Origin of the sequence: Terasakiella sp. SH-1, from assembly GCF_004564135.1 — a bacterium.
Lineage (GTDB): Bacteria > Pseudomonadota > Alphaproteobacteria > Rhodospirillales > Terasakiellaceae > Terasakiella.
Genome location: NZ_CP038255.1, coordinates 319,870 through 339,944, shown reverse-complemented (window position 1 = coordinate 339,944; position 20,075 = coordinate 319,870). Strand labels below are relative to the sequence as shown.

At 49.7% G+C, this 20,075-nt stretch carries 22 protein-coding genes; 17 read left to right on the top strand and 5 right to left on the bottom strand.

The genetic code is table 11. The annotated features are described in order from the left end of the window. Positions 1-14 precede the first annotated feature (14 nt). The 3 genes from E4K71_RS01570 to E4K71_RS01560 all read left to right on the top strand — a co-directional run bounded on the left by E4K71_RS01570 (position 15) and on the right by E4K71_RS01560 (position 3,819). A complete protein-coding gene (locus tag E4K71_RS01570; RefSeq protein ID WP_167730200.1) occupies positions 15-1,061 on the top strand; it encodes a 2Fe-2S iron-sulfur cluster binding domain-containing protein in 1,047 nt (348 codons plus the stop codon). A 294-nt stretch (positions 1,062-1,355) separates the two neighbouring features. Continuing rightward, positions 1,356-2,768 carry a DUF4856 domain-containing protein gene (locus E4K71_RS01565; protein ID WP_135075562.1) on the top strand — a complete coding sequence of 471 codons (1,413 nt, stop codon included), beginning with the start codon at positions 1,356-1,358 and terminating at the stop codon, positions 2,766-2,768. Between the two features lie 73 nt (positions 2,769-2,841). Further along, positions 2,842-3,819 (top strand): sterol desaturase family protein, encoded by a 978-nt coding sequence (locus E4K71_RS01560; protein ID WP_135075559.1) that lies wholly within the window; start codon positions 2,842-2,844, stop codon positions 3,817-3,819. 30 nt (positions 3,820-3,849) lie between these two features. Here the strand turns inward: E4K71_RS01560 and E4K71_RS01555 are convergent, their stop codons facing one another. The 4 genes from E4K71_RS01555 to E4K71_RS01540 form a co-directional block, all read right to left on the bottom strand. Then, positions 3,850-4,257 carry a hemerythrin domain-containing protein gene (locus tag E4K71_RS01555; protein ID WP_167730197.1) on the bottom strand — a complete coding sequence of 136 codons (408 nt, stop codon included), beginning with the start codon at positions 4,255-4,257 and terminating at the stop codon, positions 3,850-3,852. A gap of 21 nt (positions 4,258-4,278) precedes the next feature. Continuing rightward, positions 4,279-5,394, bottom strand: coding sequence for an ABC transporter ATP-binding protein (locus E4K71_RS01550; protein ID WP_135075554.1), 1,116 nt, complete (start codon positions 5,392-5,394; stop codon positions 4,279-4,281). 18 nt (positions 5,395-5,412) lie between these two features. After that, the gene (locus E4K71_RS01545; RefSeq protein ID WP_135075551.1) at positions 5,413-7,104 is read right to left on the bottom strand and encodes an iron ABC transporter permease; all 1,692 of its coding nucleotides are present in this window, start codon (positions 7,102-7,104) and stop codon (positions 5,413-5,415) included. A gap of 115 nt (positions 7,105-7,219) precedes the next feature. Continuing rightward, positions 7,220-8,245 carry a Fe(3+) ABC transporter substrate-binding protein gene (locus E4K71_RS01540; RefSeq protein WP_135075548.1) on the bottom strand — a complete coding sequence of 342 codons (1,026 nt, stop codon included), beginning with the start codon at positions 8,243-8,245 and terminating at the stop codon, positions 7,220-7,222. Between the two features lie 297 nt (positions 8,246-8,542). On the opposite strand from E4K71_RS01540, the gene E4K71_RS01535 reads away from it, so the two are divergent. Continuing rightward, positions 8,543-9,880, top strand: coding sequence for an amino acid carrier protein (locus E4K71_RS01535; protein WP_167730195.1), 1,338 nt, complete (start codon positions 8,543-8,545; stop codon positions 9,878-9,880). A gap of 94 nt (positions 9,881-9,974) precedes the next feature. Then, complete coding sequence (locus E4K71_RS01530) at positions 9,975-10,427, top strand: hypothetical protein (RefSeq protein WP_135075543.1); 453 nt, start codon at positions 9,975-9,977, stop codon at positions 10,425-10,427. A 156-nt stretch (positions 10,428-10,583) separates the two neighbouring features. Here the strand turns inward: E4K71_RS01530 and mamC are convergent, their stop codons facing one another. Then, positions 10,584-10,934, bottom strand: a complete 351-nt coding sequence (gene mamC, locus E4K71_RS01525) for a magnetosome protein MamC (RefSeq protein ID WP_135075540.1) — start codon at positions 10,932-10,934, stop codon at positions 10,584-10,586. Between the two features lie 351 nt (positions 10,935-11,285). Between mamC and E4K71_RS01520 the strand changes: the two genes are divergently transcribed. From E4K71_RS01520 to E4K71_RS01465, 12 genes are all read left to right on the top strand, one after another. Next, a complete protein-coding gene (locus tag E4K71_RS01520) occupies positions 11,286-11,678 on the top strand; it encodes a hypothetical protein (protein ID WP_135075537.1) in 393 nt (130 codons plus the stop codon). Positions 11,679-11,701: 23 nt separating this feature from the next. Continuing rightward, positions 11,702-11,932, top strand: coding sequence for a LapA family protein (locus tag E4K71_RS01515; protein WP_135075070.1), 231 nt, complete (start codon positions 11,702-11,704; stop codon positions 11,930-11,932). 64 nt (positions 11,933-11,996) lie between these two features. Then, the gene (mamM, locus tag E4K71_RS01510; protein ID WP_135075073.1) at positions 11,997-12,959 is read left to right on the top strand and encodes a magnetosome biogenesis CDF transporter MamM; all 963 of its coding nucleotides are present in this window, start codon (positions 11,997-11,999) and stop codon (positions 12,957-12,959) included. Positions 12,960-13,020: 61 nt separating this feature from the next. Continuing rightward, a complete protein-coding gene (locus E4K71_RS01505; protein ID WP_135075533.1) occupies positions 13,021-14,067 on the top strand; it encodes a serine protease in 1,047 nt (348 codons plus the stop codon). A gap of 1 nt (position 14,068) precedes the next feature. Next, a complete protein-coding gene (mamP, locus tag E4K71_RS01500) occupies positions 14,069-15,100 on the top strand; it encodes a magnetosome magnetite formation protein MamP (RefSeq protein WP_135075079.1) in 1,032 nt (343 codons plus the stop codon). Continuing rightward, complete coding sequence (gene mamA, locus E4K71_RS01495; protein ID WP_135075082.1) at positions 15,097-15,744, top strand: magnetosome protein MamA; 648 nt, start codon at positions 15,097-15,099, stop codon at positions 15,742-15,744. Before mamP ends, mamA begins: the two co-directional genes overlap by 4 nt. A gap of 31 nt (positions 15,745-15,775) precedes the next feature. Further along, positions 15,776-16,603 carry a magnetosome protein MamQ gene (gene mamQ, locus E4K71_RS01490; RefSeq protein WP_135075085.1) on the top strand — a complete coding sequence of 276 codons (828 nt, stop codon included), beginning with the start codon at positions 15,776-15,778 and terminating at the stop codon, positions 16,601-16,603. Next, the gene (locus E4K71_RS01485) at positions 16,603-16,857 is read left to right on the top strand and encodes a helix-turn-helix domain-containing protein (protein ID WP_135075088.1); all 255 of its coding nucleotides are present in this window, start codon (positions 16,603-16,605) and stop codon (positions 16,855-16,857) included. The genes mamQ and E4K71_RS01485 overlap by 1 nt, the downstream gene beginning before the upstream one ends. Next, the gene (gene mamB / locus E4K71_RS01480) at positions 16,847-17,716 is read left to right on the top strand and encodes a magnetosome biogenesis CDF transporter MamB (RefSeq protein ID WP_135075091.1); all 870 of its coding nucleotides are present in this window, start codon (positions 16,847-16,849) and stop codon (positions 17,714-17,716) included. Before E4K71_RS01485 ends, mamB begins: the two co-directional genes overlap by 11 nt. Before the next feature lie 23 nt (positions 17,717-17,739). Beyond that, entirely contained in the window at positions 17,740-18,330 is a 591-nt protein-coding gene (mamS, locus tag E4K71_RS01475) for a magnetosome protein MamS (protein WP_135075531.1), read from the top strand. Beyond that, entirely contained in the window at positions 18,309-18,869 is a 561-nt protein-coding gene (gene mamT, locus E4K71_RS01470) for a magnetosome protein MamT (RefSeq protein WP_240796857.1), read from the top strand. The genes mamS and mamT overlap by 22 nt, the downstream gene beginning before the upstream one ends. A 289-nt stretch (positions 18,870-19,158) precedes the next feature. After that, on the top strand, positions 19,159-20,070 hold the full coding sequence (locus tag E4K71_RS01465) for a vWA domain-containing protein (RefSeq protein ID WP_135075528.1): 912 nt from the start codon (positions 19,159-19,161) through the stop codon (positions 20,068-20,070). Positions 20,071-20,075 lie beyond the last annotated feature (5 nt).

The following is a 20,075-nucleotide window of genomic DNA, read 5'->3' as shown; positions in this document are numbered from 1 at the left end:
TAGGACAGGGAATAATGAGTACAAATTATAAAATCAGTCTTTCCACACGCGACGGTCAAAACGTTCATTTTGATTGTCCTGAGGGCAGTGATGTCTTAACAGCCGCTGAAAATGCAGGCTATAGCCTGCCTGCTGTCTGTCGTGGGGGCGGTTGTGGAACTTGTAAAGGAAACTGTTCCAAAGGAAACTACGAATTAACCGACATCAACCCGGAAGCTCTCAGCAAGGAAGCACAGGAAGAAGGGCAGGTTTTATTTTGTCGCACCTTCCCAAAAAGTGACCTTGACGTTGCCATCAATTCAGACCTGAACCATATTTCACAAGGCCCTGCCAAAAGCTTCAAGGCTGACATCACAGCTGTGGACGATATGGGCGGTGAAGTACGGCGCCTATTGGTCACGGTGCAAAGCAATGAAGACGGTGAAAGCTGCCCCCCGTTTGAACCGGGGCAATTTTTCGAACTACAAATTCCGGGAACGGACATTTGGCGTGCCTATTCGGTTGCCAATGCACCTAACTGGGCATCAGAACTGGAATTCATCATTCGCCTGCAACCCAACGGTAAATTTTCCCACTGGATTGCCAACGAGGCACAAGTCAGCGGACAGTTACAAGTGCGTGGCCCGCAAGGCAGTTTTGTCTTGCAACAAGGGACCATCAACCCGCGCTGTTTTGTTTCTGGCGGGACCGGGCTTGCCCCCATGCTATCCATGTTGCGTCTGATGGCTGAATTTGGGGAAACAAATGAAAGCTATCTCTATTTCGGGGTCAATGAGGAAAAAGATCTGTTCGCGCTTGAAGAAATAGACGCCGTTAAGAGCAGTTTACCTGCCTTAAACGTAGAAGTCTGCGTCTTCAAAGCGACAGAAGACTGGAAGGGCTATCACGGCACCCCCGTTGATGCCTTCAAGGATGATCTTGCTAAACTGATTAAACGCGGATTGACACCAGAAGTGTATCTATGCGGTCCACCGGGTTTAATTGATGCTGCAAAATCAGCCGCAAGCACCATTGGTTTGGCAGAGGAAAATGTCTATTCAGAGCGTTTTCTCCCCAGTTGATCTTACCTTTACCATTCTCAATCTACTTCAGATTCTAAAAGCGAACCGTCAGAAAACCCGGTTCGCTTTTTGGTTTATCTCCTTAATGTACACCAAAGGTACGCTAAACCGTATCTACACATATAGCTGTAACCATCTCTTTTCCTTATCTTATTAAAAATCAATAATATACCGAAGCCAAGGGTTGAAACTTTAGTCTGATTTTTTTCATATTTTGCGTAAGAAACGCTTGCCTTTTCGCGAATGACAACTATTCTCATTCGCAGAAAAATTCATTAACATTGAGGTACAGCAATGAAACTTTCTTTGAAACTTGGCGTTTCCGCTCTTGGCCTTGTTCTGCTTTCTGGCACGGCAATGGCTAATGGTGACGTTTATTCTGGTTTCCCCATCACAGTCAAAGATTACGCAGGTAAGAAAACATCTTCTGTTGCTTACACCGGCCAAATCGCACGCCACACACTACATGATTCTTTGAAGAAACTGGCAGGTAAAGGTAACGGCAAGCCGAACCCGGATTTGAAAGCACAATTGCTGTCCTATTACGCCAGCAAAGATAAAGGCCGTGCCATTATTGCCCCAACAACCAAAGGCCCGTTTGCCATTTCACAAACAGATGTGGATGGTATCTCCAAAGGCAAGGATCTGGCCAGCAAAACCTTTAAAGGTGTGATTACAGGTATGCCGGGCAACATGAAAGGGGCTGATCTGGTTAAATTCTGGATCGACAAAGCATCCTCCGCCAACAAAGGTGTGGACCCGGTTGCAGGCTATAACTACCCGCAGCTGATTTCCAAGTTCATCCTAGGTGCGGTCATGTACAACCAGGCGGTTGACAACTACCTTGATGAAGGTATGTCCGCCAAGAAGAAGCCAAACGACAAAGCGTATAAAGATGGCGCACCTTACACAGGGAAAGAGCACTATTGGGACGAAGCTTTCGGTTACTTCGGTGCGCCGGCCCATACCCTGACGCTGACCCCGGCACAGGTTGTTGATATTGCCAAACGTAAAGACAGCGCGGTTGCTCTGGCTGATTACAACAAAGACGGCAAGATTGACCTGCGCACAGAAATGACATTCGGCCCGGCTTATTATGCCGCTGGCTTCGATAAAGGTGGCAAGACAACTTACCTGCGCGATATCACCAAAGCTTATCTGGATGGTCGTAAAACCATCACAGAAGCCAAAGGGGAAAAACTGACATCTGATCAGCGCGTAAAAGTGAAAGGCTATGCCTCTGTCATTGCTGAAAACTGGGAAATGGTTCTGGCGGAAGCAACCTTCAAATATGCCGGTTCTGTCTATAAAGACATGGAAAAGCTGAAAACCATTGTTGATGCCAAAGGTGATACATCCAAAGCTGTTGGCAAATACATCAAACACTGGGGTGAGCTGAAAGGTTTCTCTTTGGCGCTGCAAACAGGTAAAAACAACCTCGGTTCTGTTGCTGACGAGCTGAACACACTGGTGGGTGCTGGCCCGCTGATGCTTGATGGTAGCCAGGTCTCCAACATTGATGGCCGTGGCAACTATCTGCGTGATCAGGGCAACACATCTTGGAGCCAGTATATGGTTCAGATGGCACAGGTTCAAAAGCTGATGATCGACAAAATGGGCGTAACAGCCCGTGGCAACGATGTAACAGCTGGCTTGGAAGACATGCTGAGCAAACTGGGTGATCAGGAAGCTGCTGAAGCAGATTAATCTGCATATCTAAAGAATAAAGGGGGCTTGAAACTTTGCGTTCAGCCCCCTTTTTCTTTATAAACCACATTCCATGGATATTTTTCTTTCATATTGGCAAGGCACCTTTGATCTGGTGATCAACCCGCAGAAACGATTGTTTTGGGGTTATCTGCTCAGCGCCTGCCTACTCGCCTTTTTTTATCTGTTTTTTATCCGTAAAAATTCTCCACACACCTCTGTTCGCCAAATTTTTGGCAAAGACATCTGGTGGTCGCCATCCGCCAAAAGTGATTATCTGATCATTCTGATTAACAAGCTGGTCATGATGGGAGTGGTCCCGCTTTTGATCGGCAAGCTGGTGATTGCAACCTTTATTTTTGAAAATCTCCACCATGTCTTTGATGGGCGTACACAAATCGCTACAGGTTTAAGCGATCATACCATTGCCCTGATTTTTACCTTGAGCCTGTTTTTACTTGAAGACGGATCCAAATATCTCGTCCATCGCTGGCTTCATACCGTGCCCTTTCTCTGGGCTTTTCATAAGGTACATCATACGGCAGAGACGCTTACGCCTTTAACCGTGCTGCGCGTTCATCCTGTGGAAGGTATTCTCTTTGCCCTGCGTGCCATTTTTGTGCAGGCCGTCTGTTTAGGCAGTTTCTTCTTTTTCTTTGGCAACCGCTTTGAACTGATTGATGTACTTGGCGCAAATGCCGTGCTTTTTGTCTTCCATATCACCGGCTCCAACCTGCGCCACAGCCATGTCTGGCTGCCCTATTGGCCGTTTCTCGAACATCTCCTGATCTCACCGGCGCAACATCAAATCCACCATTCTGTGGCTGAGCGTCATTATGATAAAAATTACGGGGCTGTACTAGCGGTTTGGGACTGGATGGGCAAAAGCCTTTATCTGTCCAAAGGGGAAGAAAACATCCACTTTGGCGTTGTGGGGGAAGAGACACCACATCATCTAAAAACAGTCTATCTCACACCGTTTACTGAAGCACTACAGGCCCTCCCCCCCAAACGTTCCCCCACGTCATCAAATTGGAAACAACAAGAATAAAAAAAAGCGCCCCATCGGAGCGCTTATTCTTTAGCCAGCCTTATTGATGCTATGGACAAACTCTTTAAAAGAGAGATCCTCATTAATAATGTCGTCCATCAACAGATAGAAGACTTCTTTTTTCAGGCTTTTGCGGGCCAGCTCGTTGCTCGCAGCCGCTTCGCCCAGCTTCAAGATCGTATCCATCTTACCGTATAAAGACTGATGGTGTTCATGATGGTGCTTGGCATCAGGGTAGTCGATTTTCTTGAGCAAGGCTTCTTCTGCCCCGAAATGCTTTTTACACAGGCTGACAAAACGACGAGACAGCTCAGCACAGTCTTGTGGCCGGTTTTCATCAATGGCGGCATTAATATCTTCTGCCAGCTGATTTAACCATGCATGATCTTTGTCGATTTCTTCACATTCCAGTAAAAATGAATCATCAATATCAATCATTTTCATTCTCCGTTCACAGGATTATTGGGCAGCAATGGGGCTTGCTTGTTCTTGAGGCTCGTTATTTTGCTCGACGCTTTTCAAGGGAAAAACAAAGGCATTGACCGGATCAACCGTCGCCCATGTTTCATTATCCAATTCTGGGGTGAATTCACGATGCACGCGCCCATCCAACATCAGGCCCTTATCACTGCCATCAGGCACACGCATACGCACAATACTGCTGTGACCCAACAGATGATTGGAAACCACTTCCACCTTCACCGCATTTTCACCCGGCTTATTGTCAAACAGGATACCTTCCGGGCGAACCAGAACCTGAACCAGTTCCCCATCACGGATATTCTTGTCTTTATAGGCTACCTTGCCAAGGGGTGTTTCAACCATTCCCCCTTTGGCAATCCCTTCCAGCTTGTTCATCATACCAAACAGGTTGGCGACAAACTCATCGGCAGGGTTATAGTAAATTTCATTCGGGCTACCTGCTTGCAGGATTTTACCGCCACGGCCCAGAATCTTGATACGATCCGCCATATACATGGCCTCTTCCGGATCATGCGTGACCATCAATGTTGCAACCCCTGCATCACGCAGGACAGAGAGCGTTTCCTGACGGATTTTTTCACGCATGTTGGTATCGAGACCGGAAAATGGTTCATCCAACAACAAAAGCTTGGGTTCCGGAGCCAAGGCACGGGCCAGAGCAACACGTTGTTGCTGACCACCGGAAAGCATATGAGGGTAGGCACGGACATATTGGCTCATCCCAACCTGCTCCAGCATTTCAAGAGCGCGTCTTTCCGCCTTGGATTTTTCCATCCCATGCAGACCAAAGGTAACGTTATCCATGATATCGAGATGCGGAAACAGGGCATAATCCTGAAACATCAAACCAATTTTACGGCGTTCCGGCGGCAGGCACATGTCAGAATTGGCAACGGTTTCGCCATCAATGACGATATTGCCTTCCTGCAATGTTTCCAGTCCACCTGCCAAACGCAGGATAGTGGATTTACCACAACCGGATGGGCCAAGCAGACAAACCAGCTCACCTGCCGGAATTGTCAAAGAGGCACCATTAAGAACCTTGTTTGAACCGTAAGAGTGCGTAACACCGTAGATATGAAGTCCTTGCATTATTCTCTTCCTTGTAAATTAATGGTGCCCAGGGCGGGATTTGTTAATGGCAATAGAGAGCACAATCACCGGGAAGATCCCGAAGCCCACAATTGCCAGGGCCGCGAGTGACGCTTCGCCCAATTGTTCGTCAGATGCATATTGATGCACGTAAGTTGCCAGCGTATGGAAGTTAAAGGGACGCAGGATCACCGTAATGGGCAGCTCCTTCATACAATCCACAAAAACCATCATCACCGCGGTCAACATGGAACCGCGAATGATCGGCACATGAATTTTGCGCAAGGTGGCAAAGGCCCCATGCCCCAGACTGCGTGCTGCCCCATCCATATTCGGGGTAACTTTACCCAGACTGGCTTCCACACTACCAAAAGACAGCGCCAGGAAACGCACAAGATAACCGTAGGTCACGGCCGCAATGGTGCCACTGAAAATCAATCCGGTGGAAATGCCCCAGTTTTCACGCATATAGGCATCAATCCCGTTATCCAGACCACCAAGTGTCACCAACACCCCCACGGCCAGAACAGAGCCCGGTACCGCATAACCTAGGCTGGCAAAACGCACCATGAATTTCAGGGTCTTTTCTTTGCGCAAGCGCACGCCATAAGCCATGAATGTCCCAATAGCAATGGCAAGAACCGCCGCAACAACAGACAGAAGTGCACTGTTACCTGCATGGCCGAGAACTTCAGATGTCGCATACGGATCATAATGGATGATCGCATAATAGAACAACACACCTGCTGGCAGAACAAAGCCAAGAACGATGGGCAGTGCACAGCCGATTGTCGCCAGCAGGGCAAATTTAAACGGCAGTTCATAGCCGGGCAGCGCTTTATATTTAGACGTAGTGTGGTGGAATTTCTGTTTACGGCGACCAAAACGTTCTGCTGCAATCAAAAACATTACGAAGAACAACAACATACAGGAAAGCTGCGCCGCCCCGGCAATATTGTTCATATTCAGCCACACGTCATAAATACCCAGGGTGAAAGTATTTACCGCGAAAAAATCCACAGTCCCGAAATCATTCAATGTTTCCATCATCACCAGTGACAGGCCAATCACAATGGCCGGACGCGCCAGTGGCAGGGCAACGGAGAAAAAGCTGCGCCACGGTCCACGGCCCAAGACACGGCTGGCTTCCAACACACAAACGGATTGCTCCAAAAAGGCAGCACGCGACAGCAGATAAACATAGGGATAGAGCACCAATGTCATCATGCTCGCCGCCCCACCAAGGGAACGAATTTCCGGGAACCAATATTCACGCTTGGTTTCCCAGCCGAAAATGTCACGCAGCATGGTCTGGATCGGACCTGCATATTCCAAAATGTCCGTATAGACATAGGCGATTACATAAGCAGGCATCGCCATGGGCAACAACAAGGCCCATTCAAAAATCTTTTTACCGGGAAAACGGCACATGCTGACAACCCAGGCAGACCCCACCCCGATGGAGAGGGTGCCAAGCGCGACAAAGATCATCAACAAAAGTGTGTTCGAGATATAGTCCGTTAGAACCGTCTCAACCAGATGGGACCAAATATCATCCCCCGGTGTCAGGCTGAGATAGATCACCGCACAGATTGGGGCAACAGCCATCAGGGCAATAAGAACAGTCCCGACCGTCCAGACATTAAGCCATGCCCATCTGTTTTTTGCCACCCCTTGGGCCATATTCGCTGTGGCGACTGCTTCGTTCATATTGATCTCGTCTCTATCTCTTTTTGTCGTCTTTATTAAAAGTCGAAGAACGCAAGCCTAATCTCAGGTGATCAAAACTTGCGTTGCTTCGCTTTTTTATAAAAGGGCATCCAACCTAGTTGTTGTAACGCACCTTATCCATGATGCGCGTGGCAATCTTGCGATATTCCGCAATCTTCGTCAGGTCCATCTCATCGGCCTTGAACTTGCCCCAAGAGGCCACAACCGGATGGAGTTTCGCATTTTCATCAATCGGATATTCGAAGTTACCTTCGGCATAAAGCGCCTGTGCTTTCGGCCCTGTGAGGAATTCCAGCAGTTTGATCGCATTGGCTTCGTTCATCGCGCCTTTCAGCACGCCACCACCGGAGATATTCACATGTGTGCCACGATCAGCCTGGTTCGGGAATACGAGGAAAACAGAAGCCGCCCAGTCTTTTTGTTCCGGGTTTTTCTCATTGGTGACCATCTTACCCATATAGTAAGTATTGCCCAGTGATACGTCACATTCACCTTGGTAAACGGCCTTCACTTGTGCGCGGTCATTACCCTGTGGTTTGCGTGCCAGATTCTTTTTCAGACCCTTCGCCCACTCCAGTGCATATTCTTCACCTTTGGCAGCCACGATAGAAGCCAGCAGGGAAACGTTATATTCGTGCTTGCCAGAACGTGTGCAGACACGGCCTTCCATATGTGGCTTGGCCAGATCTTCATATGTTTGAACTTCTTCCGGCTTCACACGTTTGTTATGTGCATAAATGATACGCGCACGTGTGGTCAAACCGTACCACAGGCCATCCGGGTGGCGATATTGTGACGGAATTTTCTCTTTTAAAACGTCGGAAGATGTCGCTTTCAGCAGACCTGCTTGAACATGGTTGTCCAGCTTGCCGATATCAGATGTCAAAATCAGGTCAGCCGGGCTGTTTTCGCCTTCTGCCTTAATCCGTTCCAGCATCCCCTTTTTAATGTAAACCATGTTTACCTTAACGCCGGTTTCTTCCGTGAAAGCTTCCAGCAACGGGTTAATCAAAAACGGTTGACGGGAAGAATAAAGGTTTACTTCCTCAGCCTGTGCAGAAGCCGCCATTGTGACGCAAAATGCACCAAGTGCCATACCTGTAATTTTTTTAAAGGACATCCATCCAACTCCATGAGATACAAATATCCATGAACAGCCGCACGCCGCCTTGCGTCATGCAGGGTTGCGCATACTATTCACTTCATTCCATTATCAACCTGTAATCTTAGTAAGAATGAATTGCAAGTAATTTTTGATAATAATTCTTAATATTATAAATAACTTAATTACATAAGTCGATAATATGCTGCAACACAGGCGAAAATACGGGATTCAGATTGCCTCCCTGCATACCATATGCTAGATCAGCTATCTGAAACGACACCTCAACCCCACCTTCAAGGCAGCTTGGATATCATGGAAACTATTGCCTCCATTCTCTGGAATCCGTTTCTGGTTTTTATCTATCTGGAACTCGGCCTTCTTTTTGTCGTGCTGACCCGTGGTGCCGCCATTCGTGGGGTGTGGAATACCATTGCCAAGCTCTGGCATGTGCGCCGTGAAGGCAAACATCATGAAGGCGAACATGTCGCCCATTATGCCGCCTTTATCGCTGCCCTATCGGCCAGTGTGGGTGTGGGCAATCTCGCAGGTGTGGGAACTGCCCTTCACCTTGGCGGCCCTGGTGCCCTTTTCTGGATGTGGGTATCCGCCTTACTCGGTATGTCCTTTCGCATGAGTTCGGTCTTTTTCGCCGTTAAGCTCGCCAAAAAATATGAAGAACATGATCTGTTTGCCACCCCCATGTTTTATATTGTGGAACTGCTGGGTAAAAACTGGCGATGGCTGGCAACTGCCCTGGCCGCTATGATTATGATCAAAGGTATGGTTACCGCCAATCTGATTCAGGCCAACTCGGTCGCCCATGCCATTTCAGGTGAAATCGGAGTTTCCAACATCTGGGTCGCCCTATTGCTCGGCAGTGCTGTTGCCTTGGTCGTTGTTGGTGGTTTTAAAAGCATTTTGAAATTTTCCACCATTACGGCTCCCTGGATGATTGTCGGCTACCTGCTGTGTGGCTGGTTTATCCTGCTCTTTACCGAAGCCAACACACTGGAAGCTTTGGGTTCTGTCTTTAAATATGCCTTTCAGCCTTATTCCATTGCAGGCGGTGTAGCTGGTTATGCGGTGCTGGAAACCCTGCAATATGGCATTTCGCGCGGCATTTTCTCCCATGGCTCGGGCATCGGCATTGCGCCGTTCTGGCAAGGGGCCAACCGCGACTGCCCAGCACAAAGCTCCATGTTAGCCGCCGCCGTTCCCGTTGTTGATACCTTGATTGTTTGCACCACCACTGGACTTGTGGTTTTAACAGCAAACCAGTGGATGGACACAACGGGGGCCTTTCTCACCGTTTCCTCCTTCACCCAATTTACAGGTGAGATCGGACGCATTCTGGTCACGGCCTGTCTGGTGGTTTTTGCCTTCACCACCATTATCAACTGGGCACATTTTTCAGAACGGTGTTTTGAATACCTGGGCGGGACCAATGTCAAATACTTCCGCTATTTCTTTGCAGGCGTGACCTTTGTCGGTCCCTTCCTGCCGCTTGGTCCGCTCTGGTCACTTGGCGATATCTTGATTGGCACCATGCTGATCATTCACCTCATGCCCTTGACTTATATTGTGGTGCGCCATTCAAAAGTCATGTGCCGTGAGCTTTTGTCAGCAAATAAGAACAACTCTCAACTGTAATTATAACTCACTCGTTCCCTTGACTTTTTTAAATTACTCTAATAAATTTAGGGTTATTCGCGCATAAGGGCGTATGTTTTTTTTCGGGGGACCCATGTTACCATTAAATGAACTCGTTCGTGGCATGACGCCGCAAGAAATTCAGACCATGTCTGACAGTCTTGAAACCATCGCCGACCAAAAAGCGATTGCTGCGGCCAAAGCCAAAGCAGCAACAGCGGCAAAGATCAAAGCCGGCGCTGCAGCCAAAGCAGGCACAGCCAAACTGGCAGCTGCGGGTGCAGGCAAAGGTATCGCAACAGCAAAAGCGGGCACAAATGCGGTTGCTGCAACAGGTACTTCGACAACAACCAAAGCAGCTGTTGGTACAGCGGCTGGTTGCTCTAAAAGCTTAAGTCTCGGCCTTGGTCTGGGTCTTGGCATCTGGGGTCCGGTTATCTTGTTGGCTGGCGTTGGTGCTGGCGGTTGGTTCGCTTACAAAAAATACAGCGAACACCGTTCCAACGTTGTTCTGGATGAACCATCCATCAAGGCGGACACTGTGTAAACTCTCTGACACAGCGTTCGTTATAAAGAATAAAGAAAAAGGTCCGACTCGTTCGGGCCTTTTTTATTTACGACACTCCCAACATTTGTGGCCCCACAAAAAAAGGGCCGCTGATGTTCAGCGACCCTTTTTAATACTCTTTTATAAAAGCAGCTCTTATTTCAGGGCTTCTTCATCGAGAATCGGGGCAAAATCCTTATCGCCTTCGATATATTCCATACCACGATCCCAAACATACTTGCCTGCAACCGCTGCAACAAAGGCCGTCCCAACTGAAACCGCCAGACCGCCACCAACAACACCAACGGTAAAAGCACTTACAGCCGTCGCAACACCTGCGCCAGCAGCTTCTTTCGCTGTATCGACAACAACTTCGTTTGTGTCCATTTCACCGGCTTTATGTTTTTGAAGATTCTTTGCCAGTGCACCCGATCCACCGACAATCGCGCCCAAAGCCCCCACACCGGGAACGCTTTGAGCCAAATAAGGGGCTAATTGAAACGCCATGATTCCTACACTTCCATATGTTTAAAATCAAATTCAGAACGACTCTAACTTAGAATCGCTAAAATAACTCTAGCACCAATCATAAGGACTGACAATCAAGCTATTGATCTCGCAATAGAATTCAGGCTTGAAAATTCCCTTACAATCTTGAATACCATAATAATCTCAAGTCGATAGCATACAAAGTCTTTTTTAAAATTATTTATTGCAATTCATTCTCATTAATAACTTCTAAGAAAACTGTACATTCAGATAGTTGAGGGACCTTTTTTATTAGACAAAATCAGACTACACTGGTATTCCATCACTCAAAGATTTTGAACTTGTAATATATACAGTCGGATTGAATTTATGAACTCGGACGCCCCGCAACATCAGGCCACTGCTGCCCTTGCAACAGAACAGGCCCCAATGTCTGTCGCGACCCCGAGTCCATCTGAAGAAGCAAAACAGGAAATTCCTGTTGAGGATTTGTTTAACGGTGTCGTGAATGTTCTCGGCGATGGATTGGAAGTGGTCATTGATGGCTGCATGACAGCACATCAAAAACTCGCCCCCCATGCCGAGGCAGGCTATGTTATGGTCTGTGAAGGTATTCACGAAGGGATCGCGGACATGAGTGCCTTTATGTATCAAAAGCTCTATGACCTGCGCACCAAACCAAAAATTGATGACATTGAAATCATCCAGCAAATCCGCAAAGAAAACCAGACTTCGCAACCCGCCCCTGTGCAAGGCTCGTGAAGATATTGGTTGGAGAATAGAACGTGGCAAAACTGATCATATATTTGATCTTGGCGATTGCTATCTTGTTATTTGCGCTGCAAAACAATGTGCCGGTGGTGATTGATTTGATCTTTTTGCCCCCTGTGCAGATGCCGATGATTTTGGTCCTTGCTCTGGCCTTTTTCAGTGGCTTCATTGCGGCACTCTTTAGTGTGGCGCGCATAACAATGAAAAAGAAAAACCGGGAACAGATCGAATATCATCCCAAATGAGATGATGTTTGCTTTGTTTCCAAATGACCTTTGAGACGACTTTAAAGACTTAGGATTTTAGGGAATGAAATACGATAAATGCGGTAAGTGCATAAAAACCATTGGCTGGGTCGGCTTGGTGGTCAATACCGTGCTGACTTTTCTCAAGGCTTTTGTCGGGCTGGTTTCCGGTTCCCACGCCCTCTTGGCCGATTCCCTGTATTCCTTTAAAGATGTGGTCAGCTCTCTTCTCGTCATTGTCGGCGGCAAGGTGTCTGAACAGACGTTGGATAAGGAACACCCGTACGGCCACGGCAAGATCGAATTTGTCCTCTCCCTCTTTGTCAGTGTGGTCTTTCTCGTCGTCACCGGCTTCTTGCTGGTTTACGCCATCTCCATGCTGTTTGGCGATAATATCCACGAAGCCCCGCACCTAATCGCGCTTTGGACCGCTGTGCTTTGTGCGGTTGTCAATGTGGTCATGTATGCCTATTCCAAATGTGCGGCTAATGAGAGCAACAGCCCGCTAATCAAGACCCTGTCCAAACATCATCACGCCGATGCCTTTTCTTCAAGCGCGGTTGCGGTGGGGATCGTTGGGGCACATTACCTCAATATGCCCTGGATTGATACGGGTGTGGCTGTGGTGGAAACCCTGCACCTGATGCATTTGGGCGGCCATGTCTTTAAAGATTCTGTCATGGGCCTGATGGACCGTCAGATCGACATGCCGAAACGCAAAATCCTCACCAATCTGGTGCTGGGTGTGGAAGGTGTGAAGCAGCTCAAAGAAATGCGCACACGCTATATCGGTCAGAACATCTCTGCGGAAATCACCATCGGGGTGGATGAAAACTGCACCGTCGATGAGGCCACGGCCATTGCCGATAAGGTGAAAGACACCATTGTCCATACGGTGGCACGCATTGGCGCGATTCAGGTCAAGGCTGAAGCACAAGGCAGCAAGGAAAGCACGGCTGCTGAAGAAGCCGCAGATGCCATGAGCTTGCTGGATGAGGGTCCCGCACCGCAAGGTGGAACGGCTTAAAAATGATGCGTACAACCGAACAACTGACACTTAAACAGACACGCCAGTAGAGTATTAAAAGATGAAACTAAGCGAAAAACTTGAACATAGTTCTTTGATCGGGACAAAAGGTTTCTGTTCGTCTCCGTGGCGTGGTCTGGCCTTTGGTTTTGCCTCCATGGTCATCCTGACCTTTGTCTGGGGCTTTGTGATCCTTAACGGATACAAACATGATGACCATTTTGAAAAATATCAGCACCTGAGCGTGCCTGAATTCCTGTTTCGTGATGCTGGTGGCCCCTCCCCGCAGGAATTGGCAAATTCTTTGGCACCAGGTATCGTTGGTATTAGTGCCGCTGGCGCCAATATGCCGCTGGTGTCTTCTGGTGCCTTGGTCAGCCCGAAAGGTCATGTTCTGACAGCCCTTCATCCAATCAAGGGTCTGACAGACATTGACGTTCATGTACGTACCCTGCAAGGTATCAAACGTTATGAAGCCCAAGTGGCGAAATCCCATGATGCACATAACCTGGTTGTCCTGAAAATTCTGACACCGGAACGTTTCCAATATTTCACACTGGCCGATACGGCTGGTCTTGGTGTGAACTCTGCTGTAATCGCCATGGGTCAAACCAACAGTGGCTCTATCCTGATCAACAACGGGTCTATCCAATCCCTGAACAACACCATCAACGCAGGTGGTGTGGCAATGAAATCACTGGCTGCGACCAATGCGATCTTCTCTTGGCAGCAAACAGGTGGTCCGCTGATCAACAATCGTGGTGAAATCGTTGGTGTCAACATGGCATTCAGCGGGGCAAACAATACGGTTGAAGGCTTTATTGTTCCCGCTCACGTGGTTGTCTCTCACTTTCAGGATGTGGTTGGCTTTAAGGTTGCTAAACCCAAAGTTCAAGCCCCTGCAGCCCCGCAAGTTCGCCAAATGACGCCTGCCGCTGCCCCTGTGGCTTGGGGCCCTAGCATGGGCGCAACGGCTCAACCGATGGCCATGCAACAGCAAATGCAACAAATGCCTGTTCAACAGATGCAGCAAATGCGCCAGCCTGTGCAACAGCAACAGTCCTGGTGGCAAAAAGCACAGAACACTATGGGCTTAGGCGGCCAGTAAGATGACACGCAATGTCATATTGGCTGGTTTTACGTTAGGGGCAGTTTTGCTTGTTTTGCTTGTTGTGTTTTTTGTCGACAGCTTCGGCTTTGGCAAGAAGGCGGCGGGTGATCAGGCTTCTGCAGCGACCTCTTCGTCGCTTGCTTCTCCTGCGCCTCAAGGCTCGACCTCTGTACCCTCCATGGCGGCGGTTCCGCCTGTGGCAGCCTATCAGAGCCCGTCTCTTCAGGGTAATGTGGGGGTGTCCCCGGTGCAAGGGGCGGTTCAGCCGATGAGCCCGAACGTGAACATTCAGTCACCGCAACAAGCTCAGGCACAGCCTGCCCCGGTTCAGCCGGATATGGCGGCGCAATCCAGCCCGGCCATCCAGTTTCAAAAGCCGTTGAGCCAGTTGATCCAGCCGGAAAAAGCGGCTGAGGTGCCGCCAAACTATATCCCCAAGACGGTGGAGCTGTTTGAAGCGCACTGGCAGGGCCTTGATAGCCGCGCCTGGACCGATGAGCTGCGCCGCAAACTTAAATATCCCAAGGGGCTGACGGGTATTCTGGTCGGTGAAGTCACGCTGAACGCCGCCGAAGCCGGTATTCTCGCAGGTGATATCATCAATAAGGTGGGCGATGTCAAAGTCAGCTCCCTTGAAGAATTCCAGATGGCGACCCGTGAAGTGCGCACCCAGACCAATGTGAAGCTGCGCCTCATGCGTCCGGGTAAGAAAAAGCAAGACGGCCGCTTCCCCATGCGCACGCTCACCCTGGTCATGATGGGCCAGCCGGATTTGGGTATGGCACAGGTGGAAGGGGCACCGATGATCCTGCCCGGTGATCCGCGCCCGCACCCGCACCGCGGAGTCTGTACCAATTGCCACACAGTGGGTGATGGTTTTGAGCTGAGCCCGGACCCGGATTTGGTCTCTGTCCCGCCGCCCGTTATCGATCATGCCACTGTGGTTAAGGGTATTCGCCCGCACCGCGACCGTGGCCCCTGTGAAGCCTGTCATTTGATTCGTAAAGACCAAAAAGGAAAGAACCCATGAGCATTATCAAAGGCGACCTGGTTGGGCGTTCGGAAGAATACGCTCAATATACCGCGATCATCTTAAAACGTTTGGGCACCAAACTGGTTGGGGGCTTCCACGACCTGTTTACCATCGATGATGAAACGCGCATGGAATATTTCCGTGACAAGGCCATCAATCTGGCGAAAGCCGGCAAGCACCAGCGTGCCGGCCAATTGCTGGAACAGCTTTATAAATCCAACCCGGAAGACGGCGAAGTCATGCTGCATCTGGGCGTGTGCTACCTTAAACTCGGCCATCGCAATGAAGGGATCGAGCTTCTGGAAAAAGCCAGCGATGAACATAAGGACGATATCAAACTCGCCACCGTGCTCGGCCTGTCTTACATTCAGAATGAAGATTTTGAAAAAGCCATCCCTTTGTTGGAAAAAGTCATTGAAGATACGCCGAACTCGGCCAATATCCTCTATCGTCTGGGTGTGGCTTACGACAATACAGGTAACTATCAGCGCGCGGTGGAATGTTTCCTCAGTGCGCTTGAGATCAAGCCGGATGAAGCGCGTATCCACCGCAGCGTGGGGTATGCCTTTGAACAGATGGATGATCACGAAGCAGCCATGGCGCATTTCAAACGTGCCAACGAGCTCGGCGGTGGGGAGTAATCGCTTTTAAAAGCGAAGGTTAGTGTGAACCATGGTGAATTTCTTTAATACCGGCAATCAGGCCCCGTCTCAGGAACTGCAACGGCTCAAACGCTCCGAAGCGATGCTGGCGCAGCTCTATCGTGATGAGACGGAACCGCGCTTTTCCGTGCCGTCCATGAAAGGGGTGAAAACCCTGTTTCTGGTCTCGGTACTGGGGATTTTGCTGTTTTCCGGCACACTATTTTACAAGTTCAACGACTTCATTATTTTCCGTGAAGACGTGCTGGCCAAGGCCGGGAACCTGCAATCAGCCTTACAACGGCGCAAAGACTTGTTCTCCAACCTGGTCAACCTGACGCTGAACCATGCGTCGCTTGAACATTCCATTTTCTCCTATACCGCCAAGATGCGCACGGAAATCATCAAGAAAACTGGTGATGTGTTGCCGCCAGAAGCGGTGAAAGATGCCTTGGGGAAAAACAAGGACCTGGCCAAGGGCTTAGGCGCTTTGGGTGTGGGCGAAGCCAATGGGGCAGATGGGCTGGACCTTAATGACATGGGAGCGTCTCTTGGTCGCTTGCTTGCGGTTGTGGAAAAATATCCGGATATTAAATCGGCCCAGACCTACACCGAAGCCATGGTCGCTTTGGTACAGATGGAAGACCTGATTACCCAGCGTCGTATGGATTATAACGAGTCCTTGCGCATTTATAATTCAGCGATTTCCAAATTCCCCTGGAAGATTTTGGCGGATTTCACCAACTTCCCGCGCTTTGAATATTTCAACGAGAAAACCATCACCGACAGCGCACCGAAGCTGGGTCTGGAAACCTATCGCCCGCTGGTTCCTTTCATTGACGAGGGAGGCGGACACTAATGTGGACCATGATCGCACGGGTGGGCACCTTAATGTCCTTAGGCGCCGCCCTGATGGAACTATACAATTCGCGCCATCGCGAAGTGAACTCAAGTAGGATTTATAACTCTACGGAAGCGGCCCGTTTTTTGGGGGTGGAACGTAAGGAAGTGATCCGACTTTTAGAACAGGGACGCATGCGCGGGCGCCTTGTCAATGGCAATTACCGCGTTCCCGGTAGCAGCATAATTGAGTATTTGAGCCATGATTCCTAATAAATGTAAGCAATGTAAAGAAGAAGTCGTCTGGTGGGCCATTGTCGTCAATATCTGCCAAATGACCTATAAGGGCCTGTTGGGCGCCATGACCGGATCTGTGGCTTTGGTGGCAGACTCCCTGCACTCCGGTGCGGACGTAATCGCCTCTATCGTGACCATGCTCTGTGTGAAAATCTCCAAGCGCAAGGCGTCTGATAAATATCCTTATGGCTTCGGGAACATCCAGTTTATCTCTTCGTCCATCGTCGGGATCATTCTGATTTTGGGGGCGATCTACCTGATGTATGAATCCATCCTCAAGATCATCGAAGGCAATATTGAAGCGCCAAGCTTCCTTGCCGTGCTCGGTGCGGGTATGTCTGTTGTGGTCAATGAGCTGATGTATCGCTACCAGCATTGTGTGGGGAAAGAAAACAACAGCCCGGCGATTATTGCCAACGCGTGGGACAACCGTTCGGATGCGCTGTCTTCTGTCGGGGTGTTGATCGGTATTTTGTTTGCGGTTCTTGGCTTCCCCATCGCTGACGTTGTGGCCGCCATGGTCGTGGCGATCCTGGTGGCACGCATCGGGATTGAGCTGAACATTGATGCCATTGACGGCTTGATGGATACTTCTGTTGAAATGGACGTTCTTAAAGATGTTTACAATATTGCCGCCAACGTGCCGAATATTGAAGAGGTCCGTCACCTGCGCGGTCGTAACGTGGGCGAAGACATCCATCTTGATATCTCCATCGGGGTGAGTGGCTCGCTTAAGGTCTATGAGAGTGATCTTATTGCTCAGGCCCTGAAAGAACGCATCTATGCCGAAGTCCGTCACGTCACCGACGTGCAGATTGCCGTTGTGAATAGTTAAAAGAAAGCGCAAGAGGGCGAGTGATGAAGTCAGAACATCTGGTTTTAGGGATTGGTGGCCTTGCCTTTGTGGGCATGGTCATCGGGGCTCTGGTCTCTTCCGGGCTCTATGAGCCTGATGCCCAGGAACGTTTGCGCGATATCAAACGCGAACAGGTGCAAAATCAGACCCAGGAAATGACCCCGTCCAACCAGATGCTCGCCACCCCCAAAGGTCAGACGACCCAACAAGGCACAGGCGGCGAGCTTGCCTGGAACCGCCCGGATGCGCAAATGGGCCAGATGCAGGCCCTGAACAAAGCCCCGACGGTGAAATATCAAGGCAATGTGCTGCGTATGCTCAGCCGGGGCGATACCATCGGCTGGGGGCAAGTTCATATCTGGGTAGATACCGGACCGGGTGTGGCCAAAGAAGTCTCCATCGGCCCCAACTGGTTCCTCAATCACTTGGGCTGTCGCCTCTCCAAAGGCAAAAACGTGCGCGGCATCGCCTACAAGTTCGATAAACAAGACCCCAACGGCTTACTTTACGCCAAGAATATTGTCGTTGACGGCATCACTTGTCGCCTACGCAACGACGAAGGCTTTGCCCTATGGTCAAACCGCCTCGGCTAAAAGTCATGAGGATATTCAAACATATCCTGACCCTCTTTGAAGGACGACGAGGCTCTGTCTTTATCGCCGTGCTGATCGTCTGTGGGTTCTCCTTTGTCGTGGTCAATGGCACGGAACTAACAGCCCTGACCAAACGCACTATTCAGGGCTTGTTCCTGGGTCAGCATCAGACACCTTTTGAAGAAGGTATCGGGGCGGAAATTGAAAAGCGCCTGACCCCACCCAACACGGAATATCGCTATATGACCATGAAGCATATTCCAGCCATTAAGGCCGGGCAGCGTATGCCACACCCTTATGTGGGGGCCTGTACGCAATGTCACCTCTATGTTGGCGGCCCGGGACCGGGCAATCAATATAAGACCCCGGTGGGGGCTGCGTTGGAAGAGATTTCCAAGAATGTGCGCAAGATGGGCCCACCTTTACCGCCCAACTCTGAAATGCCCCACCCACCTGCGGGGCGCTGCATCAAATGTCACGATATCGTCGTCAAAGTCCCCTTGGAAAAGCCAAAGGATAATGGCTTTAAGTGGTTCTAACACTCTCTTGTTATTCCCGATATGATCGGGAGTCCAGATAAGTTCGCCGTACTGGAAGCCGCTGAGTTTGAGTGACTACTCTCAGCTTTAACTGCGTCTAAATTGCAAAGGTGTCATTTGTGGCAAGTGTGAAAATACCACTAGCCCTGCGGAGTCGCCTTGTGTTAATCTTTTCTTAACTATTTTGAAAAAGGGCGATGAAGCTCGAAATTGTCTGCTGTTTTTGGCAGGCTTTTTTGTAACCCATGCGCACCCATGCAGGTAAGACAGCACAATCAGGGGACCGACGATGGACTTCAACCAGAAACCGAATTACTCTCAGGAAATCAGTTCCAGCACACCCGGCGCGATCCTTTTTCTTGTGGATCAGTCGCGCTCCATGAACAAGCCTTTTGGCACCAACGCAAGCGGCCAGCCGGTCAAGCGTGCTGAAGTCGTGGCCGAAGCGCTCAACAACACATTGGCCGAACTGGTCAATCGCTGTACCCGCGATGAAGGGGTGTCTGATTATTTTGAAGTGGGTGTGATCGGTTATGGCCGAAATTCCCGCCCGGAATTCTGCTGGGAAGGTCCACTGAAAGGACGCCGTATGGTGTCGATTTCCGAAGTGGCGAAACATGCCCATGTGGAACAGAAAACCATTGAGACCGAAGTGCGTGGTACCATCGTTAATGAAACGGTTTCTGTCTCAAGTTGGCTCTCGCCTGTGGCCGGGGAAAGCACACCGATGAACGGGGCCATCAATATGGCACGCCAGACCCTGGAAGAATGGATTTATCGCAACCCGAAATGTTTCCCGCCCATCGTCATCAACATCACCGATGGGATGGCAAATGATGTGTCATCTGCTAACGAGTTGATCATGAGCACCAAGCGCCTGACAGACCTGACGACCACAGACGGTCAAGTGCTGCTGATCAACTGCCATATCACAGATGAGAATGACACCACCGTGACTTTCCCCTGGTCCAAGATGGAACTGCCAGACGAAGATTATGCCCGCATCCTGTTTGAAATGTCCTCAGACATGCCGGAACGCTATAAGGCCATCATCTGCGAAATATTTGATCGCGACCAGTCTCAAACCCCAATCGTAAAAGGTATGGCGTTTAACGCAGATGCCACAGCCCTCGTCAAACTGCTCGACATCGGCACAAGACAAGCCTTCGTCATTAATACCGCATCTCACGCGGCGGAGTAGAAAGG

Excerpts from the sequence above, each read along its gene's own strand:
- E4K71_RS01570 (WP_167730200.1), top strand. The coding sequence starts at position 15 with ATGAGTACAAATTATAAAATCAGTCTTTCCACACGCGACGGTCAAAAC.
- E4K71_RS01565 (WP_135075562.1), top strand. The coding sequence starts at position 1,356 with ATGAAACTTTCTTTGAAACTTGGCGTTTCCGCTCTTGGCCTTGTTCTG.
- E4K71_RS01560 (WP_135075559.1), top strand. The coding sequence starts at position 2,842 with ATGGATATTTTTCTTTCATATTGGCAAGGCACCTTTGATCTGGTGATC.
- E4K71_RS01555 (WP_167730197.1), bottom strand. The coding sequence starts at position 4,257 with ATGATTGATATTGATGATTCATTTTTACTGGAATGTGAAGAAATCGAC.
- E4K71_RS01550 (WP_135075554.1), bottom strand. The coding sequence starts at position 5,394 with ATGCAAGGACTTCATATCTACGGTGTTACGCACTCTTACGGTTCAAAC.
- E4K71_RS01545 (WP_135075551.1), bottom strand. The coding sequence starts at position 7,104 with ATGAACGAAGCAGTCGCCACAGCGAATATGGCCCAAGGGGTGGCAAAA.
- E4K71_RS01540 (WP_135075548.1), bottom strand. The coding sequence starts at position 8,245 with ATGTCCTTTAAAAAAATTACAGGTATGGCACTTGGTGCATTTTGCGTC.
- E4K71_RS01535 (WP_167730195.1), top strand. The coding sequence starts at position 8,543 with ATGGAAACTATTGCCTCCATTCTCTGGAATCCGTTTCTGGTTTTTATC.
- E4K71_RS01530 (WP_135075543.1), top strand. The coding sequence starts at position 9,975 with ATGTTACCATTAAATGAACTCGTTCGTGGCATGACGCCGCAAGAAATT.
- mamC (WP_135075540.1), bottom strand. The coding sequence starts at position 10,934 with ATGGCGTTTCAATTAGCCCCTTATTTGGCTCAAAGCGTTCCCGGTGTG.
- E4K71_RS01520 (WP_135075537.1), top strand. The coding sequence starts at position 11,286 with ATGAACTCGGACGCCCCGCAACATCAGGCCACTGCTGCCCTTGCAACA.
- mamM (WP_135075073.1), top strand. The coding sequence starts at position 11,997 with ATGAAATACGATAAATGCGGTAAGTGCATAAAAACCATTGGCTGGGTC.
- E4K71_RS01505 (WP_135075533.1), top strand. The coding sequence starts at position 13,021 with ATGAAACTAAGCGAAAAACTTGAACATAGTTCTTTGATCGGGACAAAA.
- mamP (WP_135075079.1), top strand. The coding sequence starts at position 14,069 with ATGACACGCAATGTCATATTGGCTGGTTTTACGTTAGGGGCAGTTTTG.
- mamA (WP_135075082.1), top strand. The coding sequence starts at position 15,097 with ATGAGCATTATCAAAGGCGACCTGGTTGGGCGTTCGGAAGAATACGCT.
- mamQ (WP_135075085.1), top strand. The coding sequence starts at position 15,776 with ATGGTGAATTTCTTTAATACCGGCAATCAGGCCCCGTCTCAGGAACTG.
- E4K71_RS01485 (WP_135075088.1), top strand. The coding sequence starts at position 16,603 with ATGTGGACCATGATCGCACGGGTGGGCACCTTAATGTCCTTAGGCGCC.
- mamB (WP_135075091.1), top strand. The coding sequence starts at position 16,847 with ATGATTCCTAATAAATGTAAGCAATGTAAAGAAGAAGTCGTCTGGTGG.
- mamS (WP_135075531.1), top strand. The coding sequence starts at position 17,740 with ATGAAGTCAGAACATCTGGTTTTAGGGATTGGTGGCCTTGCCTTTGTG.
- mamT (WP_240796857.1), top strand. The coding sequence starts at position 18,309 with ATGGTCAAACCGCCTCGGCTAAAAGTCATGAGGATATTCAAACATATC.
- E4K71_RS01465 (WP_135075528.1), top strand. The coding sequence starts at position 19,159 with ATGGACTTCAACCAGAAACCGAATTACTCTCAGGAAATCAGTTCCAGC.